Here is a 12295-nt window from a genome sequence, read left to right on the forward strand (position 1 = left end):
TGAATTTATTTTTGTTGTCTTCTTTATTCTATCAAAAAGATCCAAATATTATGCTAAATGGAGAAGTTGTCTTCAAAGTATTTTTAGACCTATCACTTCCTCTCCTCTGGAAACAGCTATATTTCAATTATTTGACACAAATTGTATGAAAAGCTTAAAAACCCGTTACCTTACATCTAAACGGGTTTTTAAGCTTCTTTTGCAAGATCAGAAAGTTCAAAGTAAACTTCCATCAGTAGTGTTTTGACACCAACTGATGGTTAGCGAAAGTTAGCAGGTTGTTATCTCCCATTTAACTCAAACCTTGAAGTGGGGATTTTGCTGACGATTATCCCGGCATCTATCCTATCTAGCTCCAAGCATCCAGAAACTAAGCTTGCGCGCACTCTGCACTTTTCTTAGGCCTTTCTACTTCCTTATAATCTTTTTCTTAAAACGTAAAAACTGAATACATCTGCTCTAAAAAAGTTAGCTGAATATAGTACTGGTTCGTTATCTTTTGTATAGTGCATTTGTCGTAATAGTAATAGCGCCTGATCTGGTTCACAATTTAAGATTGGTGAAATTCTTTCATGATAACCGATTGGTTCTATATAAGCTACAGCATAATCTATTTGTTTCTTGGCGTATGTTTTCAAAGCTTGAAAAATAGATTCCTGACGATGAATCAGTTCTAGTGGCATGGTACGTTTATCCACTCTGTCTATACAATAAACAACAGGGTCACCGTCTGCCGTACGCACTCGTTCTAACTGTGCAAATTTTTCAATTTCTAATGGATCAAATCGGCGCTTATCTTCATCTGTTGGTTCTGTAATTTCAGCAGAAATATATTGTACGCCCGGCTTTTTACCTGATTTTCGTATCATCTCCGTAACACTGCCCAACTGTTCAATACCAGATGACAGAATCGGTTTTGTGTGTACAAAAACTCCCACACCTGGTCTTCGAATCAAGATATTTTCTTCCTCTAGAACGGCAATGGCGTCTTGAATTTCTTTACGTGTTACACCTAAACTTTTTGCTAATTCATACTCTGTAGGCAGTTTTTCTTTTTCTTTATACTGTCCATCCTCTATTAAATTTTTAATATAATGAACAGCAGAGATTGATGATCCGTTATTTAAATTAGATAACATAGCTTCCCCCAACCAATCTATATCCAATGTAAGTTTGTCATTACAACCCAATATAACACTATTAGATCGAATAATAAAGAATAGTTTGTCTCTTTTGAATTTTAGTACTAGGATGAATAATTTGCTGTCATATCATCCGATGCTTGGCTTTGTAAAACAGTTCTAGGTTTTGAGCCTTCATATGGACCTACAATCCCTCTATCTTCCATCGCATCTATCAATCGAGCTGCACGCGTATAACCTACCCGGAAACGCCTTTGTAGCATGGATACACTGGCGGTTTGCATCTCTAGTACTAATTGTACCGCGTCGTCAAACAAGTCATCATCCACTTCTTGTACCACTTCTGTTTCTTCTTCCGGAATCATTTCTTCTTGATATTGTGCCTTTTGTTGTTCCACACAATGATCCACAACTCGTTCTACTTCTTCATCAGAAAGGAAGGCTCCTTGAATACGGACAGGTTTTGACAATCCGACCGGAATAAAGAGCATATCCCCTCGACCTAATAGCTTTTCTGCACCACCAGAATCAAGGATTGTTCTTGAATCTGTTTGTGATGATACACTAAAGGCGATTCGTGACGGAATATTTGCCTTGATCACACCGGTAATAACGTCAACAGATGGGCGTTGAGTTGCTATAATTAAATGAATACCAGCTGCACGTGCCATTTGTGCCAGTCTAGTGATTGCATCTTCTACTTCATTTGAAGCGACCATCATCAAGTCAGCTAATTCATCTACAAGTACAAGAATATACGGAAGTTGTGGTTGCTGATCTTCTTCGGCAGCATTATGACGCTTAATATATTCATTATATCCTTCTATATTTCTAGTACCACTCTCTGAGAACAAGTCATAGCGTCTTTCCATTTCAGATACTACTTTTTTTAACGCCCTTGAAGCTTTTTTAGGATCAGTCACTACTGGTGTAAGTAAATGAGGAATACCATTATATACATTCAGCTCTACTTTTTTAGGGTCGATCATCATCATCTTTACTTCATGCGGTTTTGCTCGCATCAAAACACTGGTAATAATGCCATTAATACAAACACTTTTACCACTGCCTGTCGCACCTGCAACCAATAGGTGTGGCATTTTATTTAATTCTGCAATCACAGATTCACCAGCAATATCCTTCCCTAAAGCAAAAGCTAACTTGTTCTGAATATGATTCTTTTTCGTTTCCATCACTTCACGTAATGTGACCATTGCTGTTTCTTCATTCGGCACTTCTATTCCAACTGCTGATTTTCCTGGAATAGGTGCTTCAATACGAATATCCTTAGCAGCTAAAGCAAGTGCTAAATCATCATTTAAATTAACGATTTTACTGACTTTAACACCTGCTTCAGGGTATACTTCATATTTCGTTACGGATGGACCAACATGGACTTTGGTAACACGAGCCTTCACACCAAAACTTTGGAACGTTTTTTCTAACTTGCGAACAACTCGTTGTATATGCGTTTTATCTTGTTGCTTACCAAAGTTTTTAGGAAGCTCTAATATATTCATTAATGGTAATTGATAGTCCTGATTCTCAAATTCTGTTGTTGGTAATTGAGCTGACTCAGATTCATCCCATTTGTCTTGTTTTTCTTCTTCTTTGTCTTCTAACTCTTTTGCATCTATTGTCTCTACATGTTCATTATTATCCTGGTCCATCACTTCTAAATCTTCATTTGCATATGCAATAGCTGGAAGTTCACTATCATTGTTATCCTGGTCACTCTCAAGTAAAACATCATTATCTTCTTCTTTTGTTTCTGTTACTGTTTCTTTTCGTTGTTCTTTCCATTCTACAAATCGTTGTTTACTGTGTTGTAATTTTTCTTGTAATTTATGAAAAATAGTTGAGAATAAATCTCCGATTGATAGATTAAAAAATACAATAATCCCTACTAACATCATAAATGCCGCAACAATCATTGCACCATCACTTGAAAATAGAAAATAGCTAACTCCAAACATGATTGCAGCAAACATGCCGCCACCCAAATAGGCAGAAGTACGCTCACCCTGGATATAATCTTTAAAAAAGGTAAAGCTTTGACCAGTAATAGAAGGATAGTTAGCTGGCTGTGAAAACGCTTCTTGAAATGTAAGAATATGTGTCATTAATAAAAAACCTGCCAACACCAGATACGTACCTGTCCACTTTCGAGTTGCTAATTTTGGCCACTTTCGTTTCACCATAAGGTAGATACCCACGAATAATAAAAATAGTGAAACAATAAAATACCAGGTTCCGAAGAAAAAACGAAAGACATTTTCTAGTAGAGATGAAATAGCCCCATCACTAATCAACGTTGCGCCACTTCCAAAAATCGCCAAAAACACTAATAATAAACCTAATAATTCCTTCTTTATATTATTTTTTAATGGTTGTTTTTTCCTTCTTTTTTTTCTTTTTGCCATATAAACACTCCTCAAATCCCTAGACATTACTTTCACTGTAAATATGTATGAAATACCCTTGCTGATTGTTAGCAAGGGTGTCTAAATAGCTCTATTCTCATTTCTATTATAGCATAGAATCCAAAATAGAACGAATATTCTATTGGGTATTTTCACTACTTGAAATAATCGTACCTGGAGAAAAGTGTTCAGCTAAATAATCGTTTGGATTTGTAGATAATAATTGTACAATACGCATATCGCCGTTTTCTAACCTTTGGATACAACATGATTTATTTTGATAGTTGATAAATTCAAATTGTTGGTAATCTTTTTCGGTATAATGAATATCCTCATAACTAAGTGGTGTATATAATATCATTGGATCAGCTCCTGAGAATCCTTTTTGCTTCCAATTAATTCATTCAATTTCGACATTGCTCCACTTATACCGCCAACCTCATTGATTAAACCATACTTAACAGCATCTTGTCCGACTACATTTGTTCCAATATCTCTAGTTAAATTTCCTTTTTCGAACATTAATTCTTTCAATTTTTCTTCTTTGATATTAGAATGAGCCGTTACAAATTGAAGAACACGTTCCTGCATTTTGTCAATATATTCAAATGTTTGTGGAACACCAATAACAAGACCTGTAAGCCGAATTGGATGAATTGTCATGGTTGCCGATGGAGTTATAAAAGAATAATCGGTTGACACAGATATAGGTACACCAATTGAGTGACCTCCTCCTAATACGACTGAAACAGTCGGTTTAGATAATGATGCAATCATTTCTGATAAAGCAAGACCTGCTTCGACATCACCACCAACTGTATTTAAAACCACGACTAATCCCTCTATCTTAGGATTCTGTTCAATTGCAATTATTTGAGGAATAAGATGTTCATATTTGGTTGTTTTATTTTGTGGTGGTAGTTGGACATGTCCTTCCACTTGACCGATGATTGATAATACATGAATATTTGAGTCTGGTGCATTCGGTATGGTGGATTGCCCTAATTGTTGAATCTTTTCAACAAGTGATGATGACTGTGACTCTTTTTCTTTCGTTTCTTGTTTTTGTTGTTTCATACCTAATTACCCCTTTACTTCATAGTAGTAATTAGTATGAACCAGCTTGCTTATTTCATTCTGTGAACATTAACAGTTATAAAAAGTGTTGCTTATGTATAGTTTATATTAAGGATAGTATTATATCCACAAAAAGAACCCGTTTCACATAGATAGAAACGAGTCCATATAATAATCGTTATTGGAATGATTCAATTACTCTAAACAGATTTTGTTCTTCAAATGGCGATAACGGTACTAACGGTAAACGAACAGAGCCTACTTCAATTTGTTGATATTTTAAGGCAGACTTGACTGGTGAAGGAGATGGTGCCATAAATAATGCACGCATAATAGGAAGTAACTTACGATGAAGTCGACTTGCTTCATCCACTTTACCTTGTTCGAATAACTCAATCATTGCTTTCATCTCTTTTCCAATAATATGGGAAGAAACAGAAACAATACCTGAACCACCAATAGAACGAATTGGTAAGGTTAATGAATCATCACCACTATAAACAGAGAAACCATCATCCACTTGTTCAAGTATAGAAGCAATTCCGTCCAGATCACCAGTAGAATCTTTTACCGCTACAATGTTATCGATTTGTGATAAGGCCACAACCGTTTCCACATTCAAGCGCACGACTGCTCTTGATGGAATATTGTACAACATAATTGGTAATTGGGTCTCTTGAGCAATCGCTAGATAATGTTGATATAACCCTTCTTGATTCGGCTTATTATAATATGGAGTTACAACTAACGCTCCATCTACTCCTATTTGTTCTGCTTCTTTGGTTAGATCGATCGAAGCCTGTGTATTATTACTTCCCGTTCCAGCAATAATAGGTACTCGACCATCGACTACTTTAACCACATGTTTAAATAAAGATATTTTTTCATCATGACTTAATGTCGGAGATTCGCCCGTTGTACCTGCTACAACAAGTCCCTCTGATCCAGTGGCAATTAAATGTTCTATTAATTGCGTCGTTATATTTAAATCGATACGATTATTTTCATCAAAAGGTGTCACCATTGCAGTTAACAATCTTCCGAAATCCATAATGTCACCATCTCCTTTCCAATCTCCTTCACCTTATTAGCAATTGCTAAACATTTAATATTTATTTTCGCTTCATGTATTGCCTTTTTTTTACAATATAGCTCATATATAGAAAAATGGCGAACATAATTATGCCATGAATATACAATTTCATCAATAGAAAACTTCAAACATTTATTATTCTAATTGAAATGCTTCATGTAACGCATTAAGTGCTGATTCTAAATGAACGTTTTGAATTAAAACCCATATAGTACGATGACTATCTGCCGATTGTAAAATCGGTATTTTATTACTAGTTAATGTCTGGACAATTTTGGATGTAACACCAGGCACACCTGACATTCCTGCTCCGACTAAAGAAATCTTCGCACAATCTTTCGTAATAATTGGTTGAAGGTTCAATGTTTCTAAGACTTGCCTAGCTAAATTCTCATCTCGTTCAAATATGGTATATATAACACCATTAGGTGATATATTGATGAAATCGACGGAAATCCCCGCTTCAGCCATCGCTTTAAATACTTTAACATGTAATTGTTGCGGCTCTTTAGCCTCTTGAATTTTTATTTGAGTAATTTTATTTACATATGCAATCCCTGTAGCCAATCGATCATGTACACTTTCAGAAAAACCTGTTTCAGAAACATTTGTAATAAGTGTTCCTTTATCATTCAGTTTTGTAGAACGCACTCTAATGGGAACATTGGCCTGCATTGCAATCTCAACTGCTCGTGGGTGAATAACCTTTGCTCCTTGATAAGCTAAATTACATATTTCTGTATATGAAATAGTTTCTAATCTTTGTGCATTGGTAACAATCCGAGGATCTGCTGTCATAATGCCATTTACATCTGTAAATATATCTGCATATTCTGCTTGTAAAGCAGCAGCTAATGCAGTGGCAGAGGTATCACTCCCACCCCTGCCAATGGTTGTTATTTCATCATTCTCCGTTTTCCCTTGAAATCCAGCTACTACTACTACTTGATGGTCAGTTAAAACTTGATATAAATGATTAGTATCTACTGTTTTAATTTGTGCATTGGAAAAATTGCTAGTCGTAATAATTCCAGCTTCTCCACCAGTCATTGCAATAGCATTTATTTGATGCTCCAGTAGATCATGCGAGAAAACTGTCGCAGATATTGTTTCGCCACAGGATAATAATAAATCTTTCTCCTTATTACTTAAAATGGAATGATTTCCATCAATCAATGATAATAAAGCATCGGTCGAATAAGGCTCTGGGTACCGACCCATCGCTGAAACAACTACAACTACTTTATAGCCTTCACTTAATGCTTCCTTGATATGACGAATAGCATATTCTCTGGATTCTTTATTTTTAACAGACGTGCCACCAAACTTTTGAACCAATACCCGCATGATCCCACCTCATTTATTTATTGAGCCAGTTATTTTTTGCTAAAGACTCAGCAATTTGTACGGAATTCCAAGCAGCTCCTTTTAATAAGTTATCAGAGACTACCCATAAATGGAATCCTTTCTCATTATCTAAATCTTTTCGGATGCGGCCTACAAATACATCACATTTACCTGCTGCTTCTAATGGTGTTGGATATACCTGATTAGCTGGATCATCCTCTAAAACAATACCATCCGCATTCCTAATCGCTTCTTTGAACTGATCAACGGTTACACCATCTTTATCAACTTCCACATAGACACTTTCTGCATGGGATGTAAAGAGTGGTAATCGTACACAAGTTGCTGCAACCTGAATAGATTCATCATGCATAATTTTCTTCGTTTCATTTATCATTTTTATTTCTTCAAATGTGTATCCATTTTCTTGGAATACATCAATTTGTGGTAATGCATTAAAAGCAATCGGGTAATGATGCTTCTCTCCAGATACTGGTAATAATTCTGGCTTTAATTCTTCACCTTCTAAAAATGCCTTAGACTGTGAATGTAATTCTTCAACTGCTTCATTTCCGGCTCCTGATACTGCTTGATATGTGGAAACAATTACTCTGGACATACCAAATTGATCTTGAACTGGTTTAAGAGCAGCTACCATTTGGATTGTTGAACAATTTGGATTTGCAATAATTCCATTATGCTTCTGGATATCCTCCTCATTCACTTCCGGTACCACAAGTGGTACTTCAGGATCCATTCGGAATGCACTTGTGTTATCAACAGCAACCGCACCACGTTTTACTGCTTCTGGTGCTAATTTTTTAGACACTGATCCACCAGCAGAAAACAGGGCAATATCTACTCCTTCAAAGCTTTCCGGAGTAGCTTCTTGCACCGTATATGATTTACCTTGAAAGTCCATTTCCTTTCCTGCTGAACGTTTAGAAGATAATAACAGTAATTCATTGATTGGAAAGTTCTTTTTATCCAAAGTTTCTAGCATTTTTGCTCCTACTGCACCAGTAGCACCTACTACTGCTACATTATATTGTTGTCCTGTTGCCATGTTTATTTGTCTCCTTCCATTTGCTTCAATGTTTAATTTGATATCTTTTTTATCATAACATATTATCGAGTATTCTTTAATTATTTCATCATAATTACTTGTTTCTTTCTATAACTACGGGCTGAATCTGCTTATATTCAAGTGCTTCCTTTACTGTTTCCGGAATTAATGTCATATCTGATACCATTGAATTTGGTTTTTTTATTGGATCGTCCTGACCAAATGGTACGAAATATATCAGCTTAGTAGACATCAACCGCATTAAATTAACGCCATTTAAGCCTAATGCATCATTAGTTGAAACACCAATTACAACTGGATTTCCATTTCTAATCGTTGCTTTTGTTGCCATCAAAACAGGGCCATCCGTTATAGCATTTGCGAGACGACTCATGGAATTACCTGTTAAAGGTGCTAATAGCATAACATCTAGCGGCTCAACCGGTCCTAACGGTTCCGCATCTACAATAGTTGTAATCGGTTCTCTACCTGTAATTTCACGAACACGGGCCATATGATCGTCAGCTTTACCGAATTTACTGTCAGTATCTTTAAATGTATATGAAACAACTGGGACTAATTCAGCACCTAACTCAATCAGTTTCTCCATTTGTGGATAAACAGCTGCATAAGTACAATGTGATCCAGTTAAACCAAATCCAATCTTTTTCCCTTTTAAATCCACTAAAATACCTCCTATACTTATATTCTTGTTACAGAACCACAGGGCTAGCCAATTTGGGCTTACGTTATATGCCCAGTATATGCCTAGCTCATCTGTGTGTTACTTTAAGGAGGTGAATAGTATCTTAGCAATACGATCAGCTAAAATTTCACCAGCTGTTGTCGGAGCTACCATTCCTGGTAAACCTAAAGCATGTATAGCTTTTATGCCTCTGGTTTTCGCGTATTCAAAATCAATTCCACCTGGTTTGGATGCTAAATCGATAATAATCGCTTGGTTATTCATTTTTTCAATTAATGATTTATCTACTACTTTTGCAGGAATCGTATTGATTAAAATTTGACATTCATCCATATAATTCTTTGCTTGGTCCAAAGAATACGCTCCCCATCTTCTTTGATAAACACGCGCCAAATCGGTTTCTTCCTTAGAAATAACAGCTACATTAGCTCCGAGACCAGCAAAACTATTAGCTGTTGTTTCACCAACTCGCCCATAACCAAAAATGAATACATTAGCATGGTGGATAGTGAAATCAGTATGTTGAATAGCAAGCATAATAGCTCCTTCAGCAGTTGGAATTGAATTATAAATAGCAACATCATTTCTTTCCATCAATTTGATTAGCTTCAATTTATTGTTTTCAATATGCTGATCCAGTTTTTGATTGGATATTCCAGTGAACACGACACAATTTTCTGGTAATCCCTGAAACCATGTTTCTGTTAATTGTATTTTCTCATTAGAGAACATTGTTTCGACGTAGCCTTCATCATCTATACCTGTAATTGGTAAAATGATACCATCTAATTTAGATGTATCTAAATTCTCGATTGTTGATTGCATGACACCTGTATAACTTTGCTCTACTTGTTCAAAACCTAATATTCGAATATTTAATTGATCAATCGTTTTAAGTGCGTGTATTAAAGGCAAATAACGTGCATCGCCTCCAATGATAGCAATTTGTTTAGTCTTTTGCATCTTGTCACCTCACCAAATCTCTGTCTAAACAAATAAATCTTATTTAAAATTATCATATGAAAACACGGAACAGAAGTGAAGGGGCAAATACCCTAGGAATTACGAAAAGTGCAAAGCGCCCGTACAAACAGGCCCTGAACCGCAATGGATAACGGAAACACGACGAGGAACGGAATGGAGGTATCTGGAGATAACACTTGTGGTTTTATACCCAGTTCATTACCCTACAAAAAAACGAAGCTTCAATTAGCTTCGTTTTTCAAACTTCATCTGTTTCTACAATAATCATATCGTCTCCAACTTTTTTGATTTGTTTCCAATCAATCCGTGAATAGGACTCTGACTTTCTTAATCCGAACATACTGTATTGTGGAATTGTAAAAGATATAATTTGTCCTGTTTTTTCATCGATTTCAAGATCTGATTGACCTAAAACACCCAGTCTGGATCCTGTTGTTAAGTCTATCAACTCTTTACTGCTTAAATCATTAAAACGCATCAATAACACCTCCAATCTGTTATTCAGGTGAAATAATGGCAGTTGCCACACTATCAGACTGTAGTGTATCGAGAATATATTGAACATCATCTAGTTTCACATCATCAATCTTTTTCATAATATCATCGAGAGAAGGATGGCCCTGTGACAATAATTCATTTCTCGCATTTCGGCCCATCTTGCTGTTAGTACTCTCTAGACTTAACATATAAAGTCCTTTTAGTTGTTCTTTACTGTTTTCCCACTCTTTAGTGGTTAAACCATTCTTTCTTAATTGATCAACGATATGATGAATTTTATCTTGGACAATATACAACTGATTTTTTGCTGTTCCCGCATAAATTGTTAACATGCCACTGTCAATAAAAGCGCTATGATAGGAAAAGATTGAGTATGCCATTCCTGTTTTTTCTCTTATTTCTTGAAACAATCTAGAGCTCATACTCCCACCTAACACATTATTAACAATCAACATGGCATATTCAAGTTCGTCTTCTATCCGAACACCTTCATATCCTAAACAGAGGTGGGCTTGTTCTGTTTCTTTTGTTTGTGAAATTTGTTTGGGATGAAATGTAGGTTTGCTTAAATATTTCCTATCAGATAAAGTCTCATTTCTCTGTACTGTAAGAGTTTCTTCCACCGTGTTAATAAAATTATGATTTGCATTTCCGGCGATCGACACAACGATGTTCTCGGGAATGTATTGATTTTGCAGATAGTGAAGCATATCTTGTTTTGACATCTGATTAATAGTAGATTTTGATCCTAATATTGGTTTTGCTATTGGATGTTGTTGATAAGCTGCTTCAGCTAATAAATCATGGATAATATCGTCTGGAGTATCCTCTGTCATATTTATTTCTTCTAACACTACTTTCTTTTCTCTTTCGATCTCTGTTTGATCAAATGTTGAATGAAGTAGCATGTCTGCTAAAATTTCGATTGCCAATTCTTTATGAGTATCGAGGACTTTGGCGTAAAAGCAAGTATATTCTTTTGAAGTGAACGCATTAATTTCGCCACCAATGCCATCAAACGCCTCAGCAATCTCTTGTGGAGTTCGCTTTTCTGTTCCTTTAAATAACATATGCTCAATAAAATGAGATATGCCGTTTAGTTCTGGGTCCTCTTCTCTCGAGCCGGTTTTGACCCATATACCGATAGTTACCGACCTTACGGAAGTGACTTCTTCCAAAACAATACGCATCCCATTACTGCATTCTTTACGATGTAACAAATCCAAATCCTCCTAAATTCCATGCTATAAGTACCTAAACTAAATCGTAGTAGATACAAACTGCGCAACAGTGAAAATGTCTGTATTAAAGTTTCCTTCCATTCTGATTAAAGATATGTACATGGATACGCTACGGCAGAACACTTCGCTTTTACCCAAGGGCACAAGTGCGACATCTGCTCAACCAAGTTTTCACAGTGTCTTCTATGCAGTGGGCACGGCTTCAGCTAACTTGGTAAAGAAAATCACTTTACCAAGTGGATCTTCAGCTCGCGCTGTTCCCACAGGAGTCTCCGTATTCTGCCTACGCTGATAATGATTTTCTGATGATTGAAAGGACAAAATCCATCTCGTGGATCTTTTCTCACTTAATCAGAAAACCATACGAAGCTGCGGAAAAATACGACACTCCTGTGGGAAAGGAACAGTCTGAAGACCCCCGTGATGCGCCTGTGTCTTCTAGTAACGCTTCGTAGTATGTTTCCTCGGCGCAAGGGAACAAAGAAGTCTATTCAAGTAGTCCCCTGGCTGAAGCGTTCCCCGACGGCATAGAAAACACTACGAAAGCGCTTGAGTAGATGTTGCACTTGTGCCCTTGGTGAAAGGAAGTGTTTTTTCCGCAGCTTAGTGTGCATTTCTTATCATGCAAGAAGAAATCCATAGAATATCATTCCATAGTTCTCTTCTTTCGATAATCAGAACACTACGCAAAGCGGAGGTAAGATACGTAGACTCCTAC

General features: G+C 36.3%; 11 protein-coding genes. All 11 read right to left on the reverse strand.

From position 1 onward, the window contains the following. Positions 1–416: 416 nt before the first annotated feature. Complete coding sequence (locus BM121_RS18255; RefSeq protein ID WP_091485365.1) at positions 417–1139, reverse strand: GntR family transcriptional regulator; 723 nt, start codon at positions 1137–1139, stop codon at positions 417–419. Between the two features lie 107 nt (positions 1140–1246). Next, positions 1247–3565 (reverse strand): FtsK/SpoIIIE family DNA translocase, encoded by a 2319-nt coding sequence (locus tag BM121_RS18260; RefSeq protein ID WP_091485367.1) that lies wholly within the window; start codon positions 3563–3565, stop codon positions 1247–1249. Between the two features lie 139 nt (positions 3566–3704). Continuing rightward, positions 3705–3926, reverse strand: a complete 222-nt coding sequence (locus tag BM121_RS18265) for a YlzJ-like family protein (protein ID WP_091485368.1) — start codon at positions 3924–3926, stop codon at positions 3705–3707. Next, positions 3923–4642 carry a ClpP family protease gene (locus BM121_RS18270; RefSeq protein ID WP_091485370.1) on the reverse strand — a complete coding sequence of 240 codons (720 nt, stop codon included), beginning with the start codon at positions 4640–4642 and terminating at the stop codon, positions 3923–3925. Before BM121_RS18270 ends, BM121_RS18265 begins: the two co-directional genes overlap by 4 nt. Positions 4643–4820: 178 nt before the next feature. Continuing rightward, complete coding sequence (dapA, locus tag BM121_RS18275) at positions 4821–5693, reverse strand: 4-hydroxy-tetrahydrodipicolinate synthase (protein ID WP_175495501.1); 873 nt, start codon at positions 5691–5693, stop codon at positions 4821–4823. A 177-nt stretch (positions 5694–5870) separates the two neighbouring features. Then, positions 5871–7082, reverse strand: a complete 1212-nt coding sequence (gene dapG, locus BM121_RS18280; protein WP_091485374.1) for an aspartate kinase — start codon at positions 7080–7082, stop codon at positions 5871–5873. Positions 7083–7095: 13 nt separating this feature from the next. Continuing rightward, entirely contained in the window at positions 7096–8148 is a 1053-nt protein-coding gene (asd, locus tag BM121_RS18285; protein ID WP_091485375.1) for an aspartate-semialdehyde dehydrogenase, read from the reverse strand. 94 nt (positions 8149–8242) lie between these two features. After that, positions 8243–8833 carry a dipicolinate synthase subunit B gene (locus BM121_RS18290; RefSeq protein WP_091485377.1) on the reverse strand — a complete coding sequence of 197 codons (591 nt, stop codon included), beginning with the start codon at positions 8831–8833 and terminating at the stop codon, positions 8243–8245. Positions 8834–8932: 99 nt separating this feature from the next. Further along, positions 8933–9817, reverse strand: a complete 885-nt coding sequence (gene dpaA, locus BM121_RS18295; protein ID WP_091485379.1) for a dipicolinic acid synthetase subunit A — start codon at positions 9815–9817, stop codon at positions 8933–8935. 259 nt (positions 9818–10076) lie between these two features. After that, positions 10077–10316 (reverse strand): YlmC/YmxH family sporulation protein, encoded by a 240-nt coding sequence (locus tag BM121_RS18300; RefSeq protein ID WP_091485380.1) that lies wholly within the window; start codon positions 10314–10316, stop codon positions 10077–10079. 19 nt (positions 10317–10335) lie between these two features. Continuing rightward, on the reverse strand, positions 10336–11556 hold the full coding sequence (locus BM121_RS18305) for a M16 family metallopeptidase (RefSeq protein WP_091485382.1): 1221 nt from the start codon (positions 11554–11556) through the stop codon (positions 10336–10338). Between the last annotated feature and the right edge of the window lie 739 nt (positions 11557–12295).

This window comes from Gracilibacillus orientalis (assembly GCF_900114645.1).
GTDB lineage: Bacteria > Bacillota > Bacilli > Bacillales > Amphibacillaceae > Gracilibacillus > Gracilibacillus orientalis.

Bases quoted from the DNA above. Each gene is read 5' to 3' on its own strand.
- dapG (WP_091485374.1), bottom strand. From the start codon at position 7,082: ATGCGGGTATTGGTTCAAAAGTTTGGTGGCACGTCTGTTAAAAATAAA.
- BM121_RS18260 (WP_091485367.1), bottom strand. From the start codon at position 3,565: ATGGCAAAAAGAAAAAAAAGAAGGAAAAAACAACCATTAAAAAATAAT.
- dapA (WP_175495501.1), bottom strand. From the start codon at position 5,693: ATGGATTTCGGAAGATTGTTAACTGCAATGGTGACACCTTTTGATGAA.
- dpaA (WP_091485379.1), bottom strand. From the start codon at position 9,817: ATGCAAAAGACTAAACAAATTGCTATCATTGGAGGCGATGCACGTTAT.
- asd (WP_091485375.1), bottom strand. From the start codon at position 8,148: ATGGCAACAGGACAACAATATAATGTAGCAGTAGTAGGTGCTACTGGT.
- BM121_RS18265 (WP_091485368.1), bottom strand. From the start codon at position 3,926: ATGATATTATATACACCACTTAGTTATGAGGATATTCATTATACCGAA.
- BM121_RS18255 (WP_091485365.1), bottom strand. From the start codon at position 1,139: ATGTTATCTAATTTAAATAACGGATCATCAATCTCTGCTGTTCATTAT.
- BM121_RS18300 (WP_091485380.1), bottom strand. From the start codon at position 10,316: ATGCGTTTTAATGATTTAAGCAGTAAAGAGTTGATAGACTTAACAACA.
- BM121_RS18270 (WP_091485370.1), bottom strand. From the start codon at position 4,642: ATGAAACAACAAAAACAAGAAACGAAAGAAAAAGAGTCACAGTCATCA.